Origin of the sequence: Vibrio sp. 10N.222.55.B11 (assembly GCF_041473705.1) — a bacterium.
Taxonomy (GTDB): Bacteria; Pseudomonadota; Gammaproteobacteria; order Enterobacterales; family Vibrionaceae; genus Vibrio; species Vibrio crassostreae_C.
Genome location: NZ_JBFRST010000050.1, coordinates 63,015 through 81,532, shown reverse-complemented (window position 1 = coordinate 81,532; position 18,518 = coordinate 63,015). Strand labels below are relative to the sequence as shown.

Below are 18,518 nucleotides of genomic sequence, written 5' to 3'. Positions count from 1 at the left end.
ACTAAAGTGTTGATTAGATCAAGATAAGCTCCTAGTTTTAGGGGCTTTTTTTGTGGATACAATAATGCCAATCACCGTAAGTAAATGAGCAAAAATCGGAGATCAGAGAGTTGAACCGGAAAAGTAACTTAGAACGAAGTATAGATTGTGGATTGCGATAAGGGGGTAACGAAGTAGTGGGTATAACGAAATAATGGGATAACGAGAGTAAAAAGGTATTAAGGGTATTTCAGAGGGAAATAAAAATTTCTAAACAGGAGATAAGAAGTTAAAGCAGAAGAGGTATAGAAAGTGAAGATTAAGCTGGGAAAGTGACGCAAGTTGCTAATGCAACCTGCGTCGACTTAAAATCTTATAGAGCTACAACGTTTGCAGCTTGAAGACCTTTTTGGCCTTGCTCTACTTCGAAAGACACTTGTTGGCCTTCTTTAAGAGTCTTGAAACCTTCAGATGCGATAGCACGGAAGTGAACGAATACGTCAGCGCCGCCGTTGTCTTGAGTTAGGAAACCGAAACCTTTCTCTTCGTTAAACCATTTTACTACGCCGTTTGTTTTGTTAGACATGATGTGTCCCTTATATAAAAATAAAAAATTAATCGCCAAAAGTGCGATGCGCTGAAAGCTTGAATTATTTAATGTATCTATGAAGCCAAGGGAAACACTGAGAATAACAATGAAGCAATACTAAGGGTTTTACTTTACAACTGATGTTTCATTTAATAACTCTGAAAACAGAGCGACGCCATTCTTGGTGATCTGGGTCGGGTTGTAAAGCTTTATTTGAAAATAATTGATGTTTTTTTTGTTCGGTTGGCTTGAATTCAAGCCCAGCTAGGTCGCCGGGCTTGATTTGTAAGACTTTGATCTCAAAAAATTTACTCGTCCGGCTGCTTAGTTCTGAGATCGACATATGGCCAGTAATGGTGACCGACTCGAATCAACAGAGTTGCTGCTGCTAAGATAAATGCCGCTAAAGATAACCAAACGATCAATACCGCATCGAGTTCTTTCATGCCCAAAGTGATGTAACGAGCAATCGCCATCATCGCGATATAGATTGGGTATCGCACTGGGATCTTACCGTTCATCACAAACTGCTGAACCATCGCCAACACTTCTAAATAGATAAACATCAGCAGAATGTCGGTCAATTGCACTCGGCGTTCAGCGAAGACATGCATGAACTCTTCGACCATCGCAAACAAGGTCGCGAGCGTGATCGCCACCAGCAATACCGCTTCCATAATGTGGAATACTTTTAAAAACGGCTTACTAAAAGATTTAGGTAAGTGAGAAGGCATAGTCACTCTTCAAAAAATAATTAATCCAGTCTCTACAATAGCATGCATCAATATAAGTCACGTACTGTCAAAGCACCGACTTTAGGCTAACGCCATCAACTCATCGGTAACCAACATTAAGAAGCAACGGTAAAAAGCAACAAATACAAAAATGGCCCCGCATTCACTGCAGAGCCATCTGTTTGTCTTTTACTTAGCGACTTCTTAGTGACTAATTAGCCTTAAAGCAGAATCAGGTAAGTTAAGAACACCACACACAGTCCGTAGATAAGCGAGTGTACTTCTTTGCGCTTACCTGCCACAACCATTGTGAATGCGTAGCTGATGAAGCCCATCGCCATACCGTTCGCTGGAGAGAAGCTTAGCACTGTGAACATGATGGTAAAGAAGGCTGCAATGCGTGACTCTTTCTTTTCCCAGTTGATCTGACCAAGACGACCTACCATGTAGATGCCGACTACTACCATCGCCGGTGCAACCATTGCAGCCGAGAAGATAGAGAAGATTGGGTATAGGAATAGCGAGATTAGGAACAGACCAGCCACCATGACTGCTGCCAAACCCGTTTTTGCACCTTGAGAAGAAGCGATGCCAGACTCAGAGAAAGCAGTGATCGATGTGGTACCAAGAATTGAACCAATCACAGTACCGCCCGCATCTGCTACTAGAGCCGATTTCGCGTTTGGCACCTTGCCGTCTTTATCGATGATACCCGCATCACGGCCAACGCCGACAATGGTGCTCAAGCCATCAAAGAAATCGACAATCAAGAAGATAAGTACGATGAACAGTAAGTCGAACATTTTCTCTGGCGTGAAAGCAGAGAAATCGAAGATAGCGCCGAAGCTGCCAGCCATGCTTGGTGGCATAGCAATGAACTGCTCTGGGATTGGTGCGTTTGAAGTGCCCATGAAGACGTCAGCAAGAATCGTCAACACGATAGCAGAAACGAATGAGATGAACGTTGCTAGCTTGATGTCACGAACCATACAACCCAGTGCGATGAAGATGCTCACGTAAGCGATGATCACTTTTGGATCAGAAATGTCGCCTAAGCCTACCAATACGAATGGGTTAGAAACGATGATGCCCGCATTCTTAAGACCTAAGAAAGCAATGAACAGTCCGAGAGACACGGTAATCGCCAACTTCAAATCTTCAGGAATCGATTCAATCATCGATTTACGAATATTGGTCAATGAGAACGCAAGGTACAAAATACCAGATAGGAATATACCGAACAGCGCTTCATTCCAAAGCACGGCAACAGATCCACTTAACAGCAGACCTTTGAAAAAGCCGTTCATACTCATGCCCGGCGCTAGCATTACAGGATAGTTGCCCCAAATGCCCATAATTAGGGTTGCGATTGCCGCAGACAGAGCCGTTGCAGTAAACACGGCACCTTTGTCCATGCCTGGAATATCACCCAAAATTGCTGGGTTAACCGCCAGAATGTAACTCATCGCCAAGAAAGTAATGAAACCCGCATACAGCTCAGTGCCAATCGTGGTTTTTCTTTCAGTGATTTTAAACATCGAATCAAGCGAGCCAGAGGTGTTCTGGGCTTTCAGGGTGGAATCGGTACTCACAACAAAACCTTTGCAATAAATTAAGAATTTGGTGATTCAAATGCTGTGAGAATAGAGAGGTATCTACACTAAAAACTGTAGTCACCAAGGTAGGCTCGGTAGTAGAAACATCTAGTCTAGTAGGGTCTGTTGGCCCTTCGAGATGATTTTTGCAGCGAGTTGTTGGGGATTTCTACAAGGCAGAGACTTTGAAGTGTAGCTAGCCTACATAAGAAGTCGATAACGCAGTAGAAATCACCAACAAACGCTGCCCGAAGGGTTCGGCTAAAATCGTTTTATGCTTTGTTAAGGAGTCTTTACTTAGAATACTAGGCTACAAACTCCTTGCCGCGCCTAAAACGATTTTTTCTCGAACAAAACTCCATCGCGAAAGGTCAACAGACCCTAGATATATACAGCATTTAATCGTTTGCGCGGATTGTAAGGATTGAGATTAAAACTTCAACAAATTTTGTCCAGATCACATAAAAAAGTACCGATGACGAGTCATTACATTTATACAAAGATCTTTGAGAAGATCATTTGCTGATAAATAACGATCAAGCCAGTTGTTCTCAATCATCTAAATATGCTACTCTTCGCCTCCATTTTTCTGACCTAATTTTCACCAGTTGCTTCTATTAGTTTTACTCGTTATCTCTTTATAGACGTAACCAACGGCACAATTAGTAGATGCGCCATCGGAACAAAAATTAGAGTCAGTGCTATCTTTTAAAGTGTAGGTTTATTGCCTTCACTCAATCCAACCAACAGTGGAAATATACAGATGGGCAAAGGTACTCTTTACATCGTATCTGCACCTAGTGGCGCAGGTAAGTCGAGCTTGATCTCAGCAATGCTAGAAACCAATCCAACCTACGCAATGAAGGTATCTGTTTCACACACCACTCGCGGTATGCGCCCTGGTGAAGAAAATGGTGTTCACTACCACTTCGTAGAGAAGCATCATTTTGAAGACCTTATTACTAAAGGTGAATTCCTAGAGTACGCTGAAGTGTTCGGCAACTACTACGGTACTTCACGCGTTTGGATTGAAGAAAACCTAAACCGCGGTATCGATGTGTTCCTAGATATCGACTGGCAAGGTGCTCGTCAGATCCGTGAACAAATGCCTCAAGCGAAGAGTGTATTCATTCTTCCACCATCAAATGGTGAGCTAGAGCGTCGTTTGAATGTTCGCGGTCAAGACAGCGACGAAGTTATTGCGAAACGCATGAGCGAAGCAAAATCAGAGATTTCTCACTATGCAGAATATGATTATGTGATCGTGAATGACGACTTTGATGCAGCCCTAATGGACTTCAGAGCTATCATTCGTGCGGAACGCTTAAAAGAAGATAAGCAAGCAGCGAAATACAGCGGCATGCTTACTGCTTTATTAGCGGAATAATCTAGATCCCCTAGATTTTCTATTGAGATAAGTATACGGTGATCTAGAAAGTATCTAGTTAAACTTGTATACTTTCTCGTCATCAAAAATTTATTAGTTAATTACTATTTGGAGTCCTCATGGCACGCGTAACTGTTCAAGACGCTGTTGAAAAAGTTGGCAACCGTTTCGACCTAGTTCTTATTGCGGCTCGCCGCGCACGTCAAATGCAAACTGGCGGTAAAGATTCACTAGTGCCTGAAGAAAACGATAAGCCAACGGTTATCGCTCTTCGCGAAATCGAAGAAGGTCTTATCACTAAAGACGTACTAGATGCTCGTGAACGTCAAGAGCAACAAGAGCAAGAAGCGGCTGAACTTGCAGCAGTAAGCAGCATCGCTCACACTCGTTAAGAACGTCATTCGAACTAATTAACCTTCCGGGCCTTTAATTTGTATCTATTCGATAGCCTCAAAGACGTTGCCCAAGAATACCTAACAGAGCCTCAAATTGAGGCTCTGCGCCAATCTTATGTGGTAGCGAGAGACGCCCATGAAGGGCAAACCCGCTCAAGCGGTGAACCATACATTATCCACCCTGTAGCTGTTTCAAGAATCCTGGCAGAAATGCGTCTGGATATCGAAACCCTGCAAGCTGCTCTGCTTCATGATGTCATCGAAGACTGTGATGTCACTAAAGAAGATCTAGAGGCAAAATTTGGCAATACCGTTGCTGAATTGGTTGATGGTGTATCTAAGCTGGATAAGCTTAAATTTCGTGATCGCAAAGAAGCGCAAGCAGAGAACTTCCGCAAGATGGTTCTCGCCATGGTGCAAGACATCCGCGTTATCTTGATCAAATTAGCTGACCGTACTCACAACATGCGCACGCTTGGGGCACTTCGTCCTGACAAAAAGCGTCGTATTGCTCGTGAAACCCTAGAGATTTATTCTCCACTAGCTCACCGTCTTGGTATTCATAACATCAAGACCGAACTAGAAGAGCTGGGCTTTGAAGCCCTCTATCCTAACCGTTATCGCGTACTTAAAAACGTAGTGAAAGCTGCGCGTGGTAACCGTAAGGAAATGATCCAACGTATCCATAGCGAAATTGAAGGCCGCCTTGAAGAGGTCGGTTTGCCTGCTCGCGTACTTGGTCGTGAAAAAAACCTGTTCTCCATCTACAACAAGATGAAAACTAAAGAGCAGCGCTTCCACACCATTATGGACATCTACGCTTTCCGCGTCGTGGTTGATACCCCAGATACTTGTTATCGCGTACTTGGTCAGGCTCACAGCCTGTACAAGCCTCGCCCTGGCCGCATGAAAGATTACATTGCGGTACCAAAAGCCAACGGCTACCAATCTCTGCACACGTCAATGATCGGCCCTCACGGGGTGCCAGTTGAAGTTCAGATCCGTACTGAAGATATGGATCAAATGGCAGACAAAGGTGTCGCAGCGCACTGGTCTTACAAAGGCAACGGCTCACGCAGCAGTAATGGCACAACCGCACAGGTTAAAGCACAACGTTGGATGCAGAGCTTACTTGAGCTGCAACAAAGCGCGGGTAACTCATTCGAATTCATTGAAAACGTTAAGTCTGATCTGTTCCCAGATGAGATCTTCGTGTTCACGCCGAAGGGTCGCATTGTCGAGCTTCCGGCAGGCGCAACAGCGGTCGATTTTGCTTACGCGGTGCATACCGATGTCGGCAACATGTGTGTAGGTGCTCGTGTAGACATGAACCCTTACCCACTCAGCAAATCGCTGAAGAACGGTCAAACTATTGAGATCATCAGTGCTCCGGGCGCACGTCCGAATGCAGCATGGCTCAACTACGTAGTGACCTCACGCGCACGTACAAAGATCCGTCAGGTTCTAAAAACCATGCGTCGTGAAGAGTCGATCACGCTAGGCCGTCGTTTACTGAATCATGCACTTGGCGAACACTCTATTGCCGATATCGGCCAAGAGAATATTGACCATGTATTGTCTGACTTACGCCTAGAAAGCGTTGAAGACTTACTGGCGTCGATTGGTCTTGGTGAGCTGATGAGTATCGTAATTGCTCGTCGTCTGCTTGGTGATGCTGACGAACTGACTGAAGTAGAAAACAACAGTGACACACCGAGGAAGAAACTTCCGATCCGTGGTGCTGAAGGTCTACTACTGACGTTCGCTAACTGTTGTCACCCGATTCCAGATGATCACATCATTGCCCATGTATCGCCAGGTCGTGGCCTTGTGGTTCACCGTGAAACGTGTCCAAACGTTCGTGGTTACCAGAAAGAACCAGACAAATACATGGCGGTTGAATGGTCTGACGATTACGACCAAGAGTTCACTGCTGAACTTCAGGTTGATCTGCAGAATCACCAAGGTGCACTGGCTGAGTTAACTAACGTTATCTCGAAAACAGGCTCGAACATTCACGGTATTTCAACTGAAGAACGTGATGGACGCCTGTACACAGTGACTATCTTGCTGACCACCAAAGATCGTGTTCATCTTGCAAGTATTATGAAAAAGCTACGTGTGATGCCACACGCGCTGAAAGTAAGACGTCGTAAGAACTAACGTTTAAACTTGATAATAGTTTTGCCAAGAATTTAGATCCCCTTAATGCTTTATCGCTTAAGGGGATTTTTATAACCGTAATCCTAGTATTTACCGCGCTCCCTCCCATTCCTGCCTGTACAAAAATCCAGTAAAATGCTTGAATAGATTATCTCTCTTATGTTTATGAGCCTTGTTATGTCACAGCTTTTATCTGCTATCCCTCTCAACTCTTTATCTGGAGTCGGCGCTAAAGTCGCAGAGAAACTGGAGAAGGTTGGGCTTAACAACGTACAAGATTTACTGTTTCACCTGCCTTTGCGCTACGAAGATCGAACGCGTATCTATCCAATCGTAAAACTGCATGCTGGTTTATGGGCAGCAGTGCAAGGCAAGGTAATGCACGTCGATACCATTTTCGGTAAACGTAAGATGCTCGCAGTAAAGATCAGTGATGGTAATGGCACTATTACACTGCGTTTTTTCAACTTCACTGCAGGCATGAAGAATAACTTTGCCGAAGGCAAACAAGTGCATGCTTATGGTGAGATCAAGCGCGGTAATATGGGGCTTGAGATCGTCCATCCGAACTACAAATTCTTTGCGCCGAGGCAACAGCCAGACGTTGAAGCCAATCTGACTCCGGTGTACCCAACCACCGAAGGGCTAAGACAAGTCACGCTGCGTAATCTTACCGATCAAGCCTTAGAGCTAATCGACAAGGCCGCAGTTAACGAGCTTCTCCCATCAGGTTTATACGACCACCAAATTACCCTCGCACAAGCACTGCATACCATTCACAGGCCGCCCCCGGGCATTGACCTAGAGCTGTTTGATGAAGGCAAGCACCCTGCGCAACTGCGCCTAATTATGGAAGAGTTACTGGCTCAAAACCTGTCTATGTTGTCTGTTCGTAGCAAAGGGCAGCAAGACAAGGCAATGCCTTTTCCTCCAGTAAACACCCTTAAAGATAAGCTACTGGCTCAGCTGCCGTTTTCACCAACCAATGCCCAAGCACGAGTGACCAAAGAGATCGAAGCTGACTTGGAAAAGCCGCATCCTATGATGCGTTTAGTGCAAGGTGATGTGGGCTCTGGTAAAACCTTAGTCGCTGCACTGGCGGCGGTTCGCGCATTGGAACACGGTCAACAAGTAGCACTTATGGCACCCACTGAACTACTCGCAGAACAACACGCGATTAACTTTGCCAACTGGTTTGAGGCAATGGGTATTCAAGTTGGATGGCTAGCAGGTAAGCTCAAAGGCAAAGCTCGTGAAACTGAACTAACACGTATTGCCAGTGGCGAAGCGCAAATGGTGGTCGGTACTCATGCCCTGTTCCAAGAGCATGTCGAGTTCAAAAACCTTGGTTTAGTGATCATTGATGAGCAACACCGATTTGGTGTCCACCAGCGATTAGAGCTACGTGAGAAAGGCGCAAAGCAAGGCTACTACCCCCATCAGTTGGTCATGACCGCTACCCCAATCCCACGAACGTTAGCAATGACGGCCTATGCCGACCTCGAAACTTCGATTATTGATGAACTGCCACCGGGACGAACCCCAATTCAAACCGTGGCAATTCCTGATACCAAGCGCGATGACATTGTTGAACGTGTGAAAAATGCGTGTCTCAATGAAGGCAAACAAGCCTACTGGGTATGTACGCTGATTGATGAATCGGAAGTACTGGAAGCTCAAGCTGCAGCTGATACAGCAGAAGAGCTACAACGCAAACTGCCTGACGTAAAAATTGGCTTGGTGCACGGCCGAATGAAACCCGCCGAGAAACAGGCGGTGATGAGAGAGTTCAAAGAGAACAAGCTGCATCTATTGGTTGCGACAACCGTGATTGAAGTGGGCGTGGATGTTCCGAATTCGAGCTTAATGATCATCGAGAACCCAGAACGTCTTGGCCTAGCGCAACTGCACCAACTGCGTGGCCGTGTCGGCCGAGGTTCGGTCGCAAGTCATTGTGTATTGTTGTATCACTCTCCGCTGTCTAAAACCGCTCAGAAACGCCTAGGTGTGCTACGTGAAAGTAACGATGGCTTTGTGATTGCACAGCGCGACTTAGAAATCCGTGGCCCCGGTGAATTGCTCGGTACCAAACAAACTGGCTTGGCTGATTTCAAGATCGCCGATCTAATTCGTGACCAACGTTTGATACCTGAAGTGCAGCGTATTGCGCGTCATATTCACGATAGCTACCCAGACAATGCTAAGGCGATCATCAACCGTTGGTTGGGTGAACGCGATGTTTACTCTAAGGCGTAGTTAACACTAAGGCATAGTTAACACTGAGACCGTGTTCAAACGTAAAAAAGGCTTCCTCAAGGAAGCCTTTTTAGTGTGCGTTACTTTCATCAAGCAAGAGCGAGATTCCCTATTCGCTCGTTCCTCACGATAGGGAATGACGATCAAAGTAAACTTTCATCATCAAAGTCCATGGTTAGCAATTCGTCATCCTCGGAGAGGGAAGAATGACCGAGTCGGGGATCTCTTAACCGTTCCCCGAACCGAACTTATCGTCATCAAACGGACCGATGATAACTAGGGCTTAACCGGGAAACTGATCTGCGCTTTTAAGCCACCTTCACTGCGGTTATTGACCACAACAGCACCTTGATGCTGGCTAACGATACGTTTCACAATTGCTAAGCCCAAGCCCGTTCCTTCGCTACCACGAGCCGTGTCACCACGCGTGAAAGGTTCAAACAGCTTTCCGATCTGGTCTTGTGGAATACCCGGCCCGTTATCTTCTACCGTCACCCAAGCAAGCTTGTTATCCGCCGTCATACCAGTTGATACCTTGACCCAACCATTACCGTAACGCAGCGCATTCACCACCAAGTTGCTCACAGCACGCTTCATCGCGATCGGATTACCTAGCGCTGGCTTCATCGATTCTGGAATATCGGTTTCAATCTGAACCTCGTAGCCACCCTCAGAGCTCGATACCTCACGAGCAATATCATCGACAAACACCGCTTGGAATGAATCTCGGTCGACAGGCTTTAGGTAATCCATGAACTGGCTGATGATTTCATTACACTCTTCGGTATCACTGATAATCCCCTCAGCTAAGTAGGCATCCTCTGGTGACATCATCTCAGTCGCTAAGCGAATACGCGTTAACGGAGTACGTAAATCATGGCTGATACCCGCCATCAACAAGGCGCGGTCTTCTTCTAGCTCTTGGATGCCTTTCGACATCTGGTTAAAGGCTCGAGTTACCGAGCGAATCTCTTGTGCGCCTTGAACTGGCAATGGCGGTGGAATATCACCTCGCCCGACACCTTGCGCCGCTTTCTCTAGCGCTATCAACGGACGGTTTTGCAATCGGATAAACAGCCAACCACCTGCGACAATCAACAGCGCCATGATCAGACTGTTACGAAACAGTGGTGCAAAATCCTCTTCTTGCAGCTCTGATAACGGAATACGAATTAAAGAGTTGGGTAACTGCGCAATGTCCATCCAAAGCACATAGCTCTCTTTACCCAAGATCAGCCGCACTTCAGTTTCAGAACCTAGCTCCTTGGTCATCTCCTCACTCATCAGGTCGATTGCGACCGCATGGTAATACTCACCCGCCGCTTCGCTGCCCTTGGCGTGAACGGTTACCCCGAGCTGTTCAAGCACACGCTGACGCAATGGCGCATCGATCTCGATATCACTGCCTTGGTCCAATACCAGGTTTAGCTCGTGAGCCAAAATCTTATTAAACTGCTGCAAACTTGGCATCAACGCATAGTTAAACACCGCGTAATAAGAAAAAATTTGGCTAGCGACCAATAGCGTTAAGAAAAGCACTATCGACTGAGTAAAGGAGCTACGTATACGCATGGGGTACCCGAGATGTAGAAAGATAAAGAAAGTGTTATATGACTATAACTCTAAACCATTGTGCTGAATAGAAAACGGGCCATCGCATATTAATGAGATGACCCGTAAAATTCACAGAATCGATAAAGCTACTGTAGGGCTTATTAAGCTGAATTACACAGCTTTGCCATCTGGAACGAATACATAACCCAAGCCCCACACCGTTTGGATGTAGCGAGGTTTGCTTGGATCTTCTTCAACTAGACGACGCAGACGTGAAATCTGAACATCGATAGAACGTTCCATTGCTGAATACTCACGGCCACGAGCCATGTTCATCAGCTTATCGCGAGACATTGGCTCACGAGCATTCGTTACCAAGGACTTAAGAACCGCAAATTCACCCGAAGTAAGCGGCATTGGCTCTTCACCGCGGAACATTTCGCGAGTACCTAGGTTCAAACGGAATTCACCAAATTCAACCACAGACTCTTCTGTACTTGGTGCGCCCGGCGCTTCAATGACTTGGCGACGCAGTACAGCTTTAATACGAGCAAGCAGTTCACGTGGATTAAATGGTTTTGGCAGGTAATCATCAGCACCCACTTCCAAGCCCACAATGCGATCCACTTCATCACCCTTTGCAGTAAGCATCAGGATTGGTAGCGAGTTGTTTGCGTTTCGTAGACGACGACAGATCGATAGACCATCTTCGCCCGGCAACATTAAATCCAATACCATCAAGTGAAAATTTTCACGGGTTAACAGGCGGTCCATCTGCTCACTGTTTGCCACGCTACGCACTTGAAAGCCCTGCTCTGACAGATAGCGTTCTAACAGTGCACGTAAACGAGCATCGTCATCGACCACTAAAATTTTGTAGTTTTCTTGCATGTAATGGTTCCACCTATTAAAGCTTAAACCTAAGGTTAAGCATTCTTGGTAAATTGTATATTGGTATAAGACATTAAAAATGTAACATTATTGGAGAAAAAGTCGCCTAAATAATTGTTAACGTATGTTGCCTTTCTATATATTCTATCTTAGATCATCATTTCATTAAGTCAGATTTATGAAAACCAAACTTATCACCCGAGAAGGTTATAACAAACTCAAAGCAGAACATGACCACTTATGGCACGAGAAGCGTCCAGAGATCACCAAAATAGTCACTTGGGCTGCAAGCCTAGGAGATCGTTCAGAAAACGCAGATTACACCTTCAATAAGCGTTTGCTTCGTCAGATTGATCGCCGAGTGCGTTTCTTAAGAAAGTTCCTACCTGATGTCACGATCGTGGATTACTCACCTCAACAAGAAGGTAAGGTCTTTTTCGGTGCTTGGGTCGAAATTGAGAATGATGATGGGGAAATTAAGAAGTTTCGAATTGTCGGCCCAGAAGAGATCTACGGCGATGCTAAAGGCTATATATCTATCGACTCACCAATGGCTAGAGCTCTGCTCAAGAAAGAAGTGGATGATGAGTTTACGGTAAAAACACCAGAAGGCGACAAAGAGTGGTTCATTAACTCAATTTGCTACGCAGACAACGAATAACCAAACCTAATAAACACCTAGCGATGAGCTGAGTGTTCAAGCAAACCCAAACTCCAGATAAAAGAAAACCCCGCAAGGCTTTCGCCTAGCGGGGTTAAGTCTCTATCGCAGCAATCCGGCTACTGTTTATCTCTTCGAGATAAGGTGCTCCCTGCATCTTTCCTTGATAGTGGCTAAATCCTTTAACCAATTTCCTTTTTGTTCATCGCCATCCTAGCGGTGTCCATTCTAGCCTGTCATCCTGACTGGCGAATCTCATCCAGAGATTATCACTTCCTTGCTGACCACTCATCCTAAGTAATCAAATCTTCATCCTGAAGATACCTAGTCCATTAGGCTTTTTCCTGTTCCTGCCAACTCCCTGTCGACAAGTTAAATATTACGGCAAATGGCCGTGTTTCCTAGATAGTCTTAAAAAACATTTCAGGTGAGAAATACGCCCACAAACACACAATCAAATAAAATCAGCAACTTAGTGTAACATCAAGACGATTTCATCGGTCTAAAGCGACTTAGTCTCACATCACTTGTAAGAGATCTCGCACAAAGCGGGTATCAGAAACGGAAATTCGACTTCTGACAGGATAATTACACAGCCAAAGCTAGAAAAAGCGTACGCTCACCCCCATGTATTTGTCATGATATTAAATAAGAGATTCATCGGATGAGCCAAGCTATCTGTCGACTGATCGCTGAAGAACTGAATGTCCGTTCTGAGCAAGTCACTGCCGCAGTAAACCTAATTGACGACGGTAACACCGTTCCCTTTATTGCCCGCTACCGTAAAGAAGTTACGGGTGGCTTAGACGATACCCAACTACGTAACCTTGATAGCCGCCTTTCATACCTTCGCGAGCTAGACGATCGTCGCCAAACAATTCTTAAGTCGATTCAAGACCAAGGAAAACTCACGCCAGAACTCGAGCGTGATATAACTCAGGCTGACAGCAAGACTCGCTTAGAAGATTTATACCTGCCATACAAACCAAAGCGTCGCACTAAAGGTCAAATTGCTATCGAAGCAGGCTTAGAACCACTTGCCGACACACTGTGGAATGCACCACAGCACGATCCAGAAACCGAAGCGGCGAACTTCATCAGCAACGATAAAGGCATTGCCGATACCAAAGCTGCTCTCGATGGTGCTCGTGCGATCATCATGGAACGCATTGCGGAAGACGCAAACCTACTAGAAAAGATTCGCCAACACCTAACACGCAACTCAGAGCTAGTCGCTCGTGTAGTGACAGGTAAAGAGCAAGAAGGCGAGAAGTTCAAAGACTACTTCGAGCACAACGAAACACTCAGCAAAGTGCCGTCTCACCGTGCACTTGCCATGCTGCGTGGCCGCAATGAAGGCTTCCTAACACTGGCGATGAATGCCGATCCTGAGCAAGAAGAAGGCGCTCGTGGTTCTTACTGTGAGAACATTATCTCTGATCACTACGGCATTACTCTGAGCAGTGCTCCTGCGGATGCTTGGCGTAAGCAAGTGATTAGCTGGGCATGGCGCATCAAGGTTTCTATGCACATGGAAACTGAATTGATGGGCGCAATGAAAGAGCGTGCAGAGATCGAAGCGATTGAAGTATTCGCAACCAACCTAAAAGACCTACTCATGGCAGCGCCAGCTGGTCCTCGAGCAACCTTAGGCTTGGACCCAGGTTTACGTACCGGTTCGAAAATCGCTGTCGTGGATTCAACCGGTAAGGTTTTGGCAACAGAAACTATTTACCCTCACCCACCTCAAAAGCAATACGACAAATCGGCACACGTGGTTGAGCAGATGGTTCGTCAATTCAATGTTGATTTGATTGCGATTGGTAACGGTACGGCTTCACGCGAAACCGACAGCTTTGTGGCTGACGTAATTAAACGCGGCAACCTAAAAGCGCAAAAGATCATTGTTAGCGAAGCGGGCGCATCGGTGTATTCCGCGTCTGAACTAGCTGCAAAAGAGTTCCCGAACATGGATGTATCAATTCGTGGTGCGGTGTCTATTGCTCGTCGTCTGCAAGATCCACTGGCAGAGCTAGTGAAGATTGACCCTAAATCGATCGGTGTGGGCCAATACCAACACGATGTGAGCCAAACTATGCTCGCTAAGCGCCTAGATGCGATTGTCGAAGACTGTGTAAACGCCGTAGGCGTTGATGTGAATACAGCGTCTGCCGCGCTACTGACTCGCGTAGCCGGCCTTTCTAGCACCATCGCTCAGAACATCGTGGATTTCCGTGATGAGAATGGTCGCTTCGAAGCACGTACTACGCTAAAGAAAGTCGCTCGCTTAGGGCCAAAAGCCTTTGAACAGTGTGCTGGTTTCCTACGTATTATGGATGGTAAGAACCCGTTAGATGCATCATCGGTTCACCCAGAAGCTTACCCAGTAGTGAAAACCATTGCCGAGAAAAACCACAAAGACATCAAATCTCTGGTAGGTAACACCGACTTCTTACGTGGTTTGCACGCGGTTGATTACACCAATGAAAACTTTGGTGTTCCAACGGTCACCGACATCATCAAGGAGCTGGATAAGCCGGGACGCGACCCTCGCCCTGAGTTCAAGACTGCAACCTTCGCAGATGGCGTAAACAGCGTTTCAGACCTAGAACCAGGCATGATTCTAGAAGGTGTGGTATCGAACGTGGCTAACTTTGGTGCCTTCGTTGATATTGGTGTTCACCAAGATGGCTTAGTGCATATTTCAGCACTCACCGATCGCTTTGTCTCTGACCCACGTGAAGTGGTTAAAGCGGGCGACATCGTGAAAGTGAAGGTGATGGAAGTGGATGTTCAGCGTAAACGTATTGCACTGAGCATGCGTATGAAGGACGAGCCTGGACAAGACAACCGTGCTCAACGTTCAAGTGCACCTCGTACACAAAACCGCTCGAATCAAAACTCGCAAGGTGGCCAACGCCGTCGTGAAGAGCCGCAACAAAACGCTGCAATGGGTGGAGCATTCGCTGCCGCTTTTGCTAAAGCGAAAAAGTAATCCATTAGCTCATCTAAAAAGCTGATGTGCTTAAAACAGAAAACCTGCATCCCTTAGGGTATGCAGGTTTTTTTATTATGTGTTCAAAAAAGACATCGAAGCTTGGTTGACTCGTAAACTTTTGATTTATAAGACCACCAACATCTCTGATGGAGCATGAGGCGCAACAGCATGACCATAATGATACTTTATGACCTTACGTCGTTTCTCCATCTGTCCTTCCTGAATCGCCGCATCTAAAACATGCTTTGGCAGGCGGAAACGCATGGTATAACCTTTGCCTTGATCAGCACTGTATGTTTTCAGTGCCAATAAGCTGAACAGCCGATCAAAAGGGTCTTGTGGCTCTTCTTGGCTAACCGAATTGGCCTCTGACTCGTTCTCCATTTCATAACCTGGATGGTCTGAAGGATCCCAAGCCGACTGCTGCCTTCGTTTATCGTCTGATTTTACCTTACGCTCTGCATTGGTTCTCGCCAATGCTACTGCGGGAGCAATAGGTTCTCGGACTCTATTATCACGCGCAACTTGCTCTGTTTGCACATTAACGGACGGGGCGATTAGTGGCACACTCACTGCAGTTGCAGGTGACACAATCATCGCGAACTCTCCTCAAGAATCGCCCATCGTTTTTGCTATAACGCTGTTGTACTGTGAGTCAGCACAACAGGCATAGCCCAACTTAGCGCAATCAGCTCTGGAGAGAGTTAGGTCTGAGTATCATGCAACACGTTGGTGTTATACCAATCGTAGTAAATAACTGATCATCCTAGCTTGTTAAAATGCTCGATAACGGCGTTAGATTTTTTGATTGTAGAATAACTACTTATCGAAACTACTTGTCAAAAAAAAGCTGCCTTGTTCTCAAGCCTTTTACCTACGCTATTTTTGAACACTTACTTACTGTGATTGGTATTAGCTTATATATCGACCAAGCCGGATATATATTTAGCAATTATTTTTGTGCGAAGCTGACAAGCTCACTGCAAAAGGCATCCGCTTCGGTCATAAACGGTGCATGCGAAGACTGGGTAAATATGTATTGCTCGGTATGAGGCAAGGCTGTGCCTAAGTCTTTCGCAACCTTGATTGGCACCAATCCATCTAATCGACCATACAAGCGTAGCATTGGTACTGAAATCTCAGGCAGTTGTTCACGCAGATCGACATCCGACAGCATCTTTAATCCTGCCAATAATGAGTCAGGGTTCGGCAACGGGCGAGACAGCACCGCTTGCTTGAGTTGTTTTACATCTTGCCTTGCTGAAGGGCTGCCCATGGCTTGCAATGCCATAAAGCGTTCGATGGTGGTTTGGAAATCTTCAACCAGTTGCTCGGTGAATGCGCTTAATACGTTGGGCTGAATGCCTCGCCATAACACGGGCTCTTTTGCAGCGGCGAATTTGGGAGAACTGGCGACAGTCACCAGCTTGCTCACGTAATCTGAGTGATGGAGAGCCATGTGCGTTGCGACCAAGCCTCCAAGTGACCAACCCACCCAAATCGCTTGCTTTGGTGCTTCGGCCAAAAGCTGCTGAGCAATCTCTTCAAGATCTTGAGCGTGGCAGTGCGCGCTGTGTCCATACCCTGGTAAATCGACAACATGCACTCGAAAATCAGCTTGTAATGCATTAACGGTTTGTTGCCATACCGCACCGTTCATTCCCCAGCCGTGAACCAGTACTAAATCAGGCCCTTGCCCAGAAACATGCCAATATAACGCGTCACCCATTCTCAATATTCCCTACTTTTTCCATCAGCGATAATCCGCGCTTTTCAGTATGGTGAGCAAAAGGAACACCATAACCCAAAAGCATCACGAGCTATGTTATCCGATTGGCTACAAAAACACACACCACGTCTGGTCACACCTCAATGCCACCTGTGCAAACTTGATAAACTGCCCAGTGATACACATCCTCGATGGTGCAATTCTTGTCTCAAACTCTTTCAGCCAGTACCACGCTGCCAACGATGTGGTTTAAAAACACTGCTCACAGTAGAGCAGTGCGGACAGTGCTTATCTCAACCTCCACCTTGGCATCGCCTCTACTGTGTCGGCGATTACACCTTCCCTACAGCAGGTTACATTCAGCAAATGAAGTACGCTGATAAGTTTTGGTTTGCACGTGATCTATCTAAGCTATTGGCATCACGTATCGAATATCCTGCTCCGCTGATCACCAGCGTGCCGCTGCATTGGCGTCGATATACTCATCGCGGCTTTAATCAAAGTAAGCTGCTAGCCGACTACACGGCTCAAGAGCTTGGCGTTGAAAGTGATGTGCTCTTTCGTCGAATTCGCTCAACGGCTTCCCAGCAGGGGCTGACTAAATCCGCACGATTACACAATCTAAAGAGCGCTTTTGCGCTGCGAAAACAAGACGTTCAAGGAACTATCCCCTCTCACGTCGCGATAATTGATGATGTTGTAACCACCGGCAGTACTGTGTATCAATTATGCCAATTACTACTTGAAGTGGACGTTAAAAGGATTGATATTTACTGCATCTGCCGCACTCCTGAGCCCTCTGGATAAAAGCTGTGAATCACTACTTGTACAGCAATCCAACAAAAAAGGGCTGAATTACAAATCTGACAGGAGTAGAATGGCGCTAATAACCTACAAATCTACTCAGGTATTCGTCGTGTCAAATATTACTATTACAGAAACAGCTCAAACTCACTTTGCCAATCTGCTGTCACAGCAGCCTGAAGGTACAAACATTCGTGTGTTCGTGGTAAACCCAGGCACACAAAACGCTGAGTGTGGTGTTTCTTACTGCCCAACAGATGCTATCGAAGCGTCTGACACAGAGCTTAAATTCGAAGCTTTCTCTGCATACGTAGATGAGCTAAGCCTACCGTTCCTAGATGAAGCTGAAATTGACTTCGTTACTGACAAAATGGGCTCTCAGCTAACGCTTAAAGCACCAAACGCTAAGATGCGTAAAGTCGCAGACGATGCACCACTTCTAGAACGTGTTGAATACGCAATTCAAACACAAGTTAACCCACAACTTGCTGGTCACGGCGGTCACGTTAGCTTGGTAGAAATCACTGAAGACGGCGCAGCTATTGTAGCATTCGGTGGTGGTTGTAACGGTTGTTCTATGGTTGATGTAACGCTAAAAGAAGGCATCGAGAAAGAACTTCTTCAACAGTTTGAAGGTGAACTGACTGCTGTTCGTGATGCAACTGAGCACGATCGTGGTGAGCACTCTTACTACTAATCACTGATTTAGTGTTAGTTGTTATTTGAAAGGTTGATGCGCAAGCATCAACCTTTTTTGTTATGTGGATAAGCAAGTTAGGACTA

General features: G+C 46.0%; 15 protein-coding genes. 8 read left to right on the top strand and 7 right to left on the bottom strand.

Annotation, left to right across the window (positions count from 1 at the left end):
- Nucleotides 1-352: 352 nt before the first annotated feature.
- The 3 genes from AB4503_RS18250 to AB4503_RS18240 all read right to left on the bottom strand — a co-directional run bounded on the left by AB4503_RS18250 (nt 353) and on the right by AB4503_RS18240 (nt 2,894).
- Nucleotides 353-565, bottom strand: a complete 213-nt coding sequence (locus tag AB4503_RS18250) for a cold-shock protein (RefSeq protein ID WP_004735656.1) — start codon at nt 563-565, stop codon at nt 353-355.
- Between the two features lie 311 nt (nt 566-876).
- Nucleotides 877-1,302 (bottom strand): phosphate-starvation-inducible protein PsiE, encoded by a 426-nt coding sequence (locus tag AB4503_RS18245; RefSeq protein WP_017062464.1) that lies wholly within the window; start codon nt 1,300-1,302, stop codon nt 877-879.
- A 221-nt stretch (nt 1,303-1,523) separates the two neighbouring features.
- Nucleotides 1,524-2,894: an NCS2 family permease gene (locus AB4503_RS18240; RefSeq protein ID WP_372115503.1), complete on the bottom strand. Its 1,371-nt coding sequence runs from the start codon at nt 2,892-2,894 to the stop codon at nt 1,524-1,526.
- Between the two features lie 766 nt (nt 2,895-3,660).
- Between AB4503_RS18240 and gmk the strand changes: the two genes are divergently transcribed.
- The 4 genes from gmk to recG all read left to right on the top strand — a co-directional run bounded on the left by gmk (nt 3,661) and on the right by recG (nt 9,098).
- Nucleotides 3,661-4,284 (top strand): guanylate kinase, encoded by a 624-nt coding sequence (gmk, locus tag AB4503_RS18235; RefSeq protein ID WP_017062466.1) that lies wholly within the window; start codon nt 3,661-3,663, stop codon nt 4,282-4,284.
- 119 nt (nt 4,285-4,403) lie between these two features.
- Nucleotides 4,404-4,676, top strand: a complete 273-nt coding sequence (gene rpoZ, locus AB4503_RS18230) for a DNA-directed RNA polymerase subunit omega (protein WP_009848003.1) — start codon at nt 4,404-4,406, stop codon at nt 4,674-4,676.
- 39 nt (nt 4,677-4,715) lie between these two features.
- Nucleotides 4,716-6,842: a bifunctional GTP diphosphokinase/guanosine-3',5'-bis pyrophosphate 3'-pyrophosphohydrolase gene (gene spoT, locus AB4503_RS18225; RefSeq protein ID WP_372115502.1), complete on the top strand. Its 2,127-nt coding sequence runs from the start codon at nt 4,716-4,718 to the stop codon at nt 6,840-6,842.
- A 177-nt stretch (nt 6,843-7,019) separates the two neighbouring features.
- On the top strand, nt 7,020-9,098 hold the full coding sequence (recG, locus tag AB4503_RS18220) for an ATP-dependent DNA helicase RecG (protein ID WP_372115501.1): 2,079 nt from the start codon (nt 7,020-7,022) through the stop codon (nt 9,096-9,098).
- A gap of 276 nt (nt 9,099-9,374) precedes the next feature.
- On the opposite strand, the gene envZ is transcribed toward recG, so the two are convergent.
- A complete protein-coding gene (gene envZ, locus AB4503_RS18215) occupies nt 9,375-10,670 on the bottom strand; it encodes a two-component system sensor histidine kinase EnvZ (RefSeq protein WP_102398527.1) in 1,296 nt (431 codons plus the stop codon).
- 153 nt (nt 10,671-10,823) lie between these two features.
- Nucleotides 10,824-11,543 (bottom strand): two-component system response regulator OmpR, encoded by a 720-nt coding sequence (gene ompR, locus AB4503_RS18210; RefSeq protein ID WP_008218409.1) that lies wholly within the window; start codon nt 11,541-11,543, stop codon nt 10,824-10,826.
- 178 nt (nt 11,544-11,721) lie between these two features.
- Between ompR and greB the strand changes: the two genes are divergently transcribed.
- Together greB and AB4503_RS18200 are read left to right on the top strand one after the other, a co-directional pair.
- Nucleotides 11,722-12,204, top strand: a complete 483-nt coding sequence (gene greB / locus AB4503_RS18205) for a transcription elongation factor GreB (RefSeq protein WP_017063080.1) — start codon at nt 11,722-11,724, stop codon at nt 12,202-12,204.
- A gap of 664 nt (nt 12,205-12,868) precedes the next feature.
- Nucleotides 12,869-15,199, top strand: a complete 2,331-nt coding sequence (locus AB4503_RS18200) for a Tex family protein (RefSeq protein WP_372115500.1) — start codon at nt 12,869-12,871, stop codon at nt 15,197-15,199.
- Between the two features lie 126 nt (nt 15,200-15,325).
- On the opposite strand, the gene AB4503_RS18195 is transcribed toward AB4503_RS18200, so the two are convergent.
- Nucleotides 15,326-15,799: a hypothetical protein gene (locus AB4503_RS18195; protein WP_017066129.1), complete on the bottom strand. Its 474-nt coding sequence runs from the start codon at nt 15,797-15,799 to the stop codon at nt 15,326-15,328.
- 355 nt (nt 15,800-16,154) lie between these two features.
- Nucleotides 16,155-16,931 (bottom strand): pimeloyl-ACP methyl ester esterase BioH, encoded by a 777-nt coding sequence (gene bioH / locus AB4503_RS18190; RefSeq protein ID WP_372115499.1) that lies wholly within the window; start codon nt 16,929-16,931, stop codon nt 16,155-16,157.
- A 93-nt stretch (nt 16,932-17,024) separates the two neighbouring features.
- Between bioH and AB4503_RS18185 the strand changes: the two genes are divergently transcribed.
- Both AB4503_RS18185 and nfuA read left to right on the top strand, forming a co-directional pair.
- Nucleotides 17,025-17,738: a ComF family protein gene (locus AB4503_RS18185; RefSeq protein ID WP_170962812.1), complete on the top strand. Its 714-nt coding sequence runs from the start codon at nt 17,025-17,027 to the stop codon at nt 17,736-17,738.
- 109 nt (nt 17,739-17,847) lie between these two features.
- Complete coding sequence (gene nfuA / locus AB4503_RS18180; RefSeq protein WP_004741449.1) at nt 17,848-18,432, top strand: Fe-S biogenesis protein NfuA; 585 nt, start codon at nt 17,848-17,850, stop codon at nt 18,430-18,432.
- Nucleotides 18,433-18,518 lie beyond the last annotated feature (86 nt).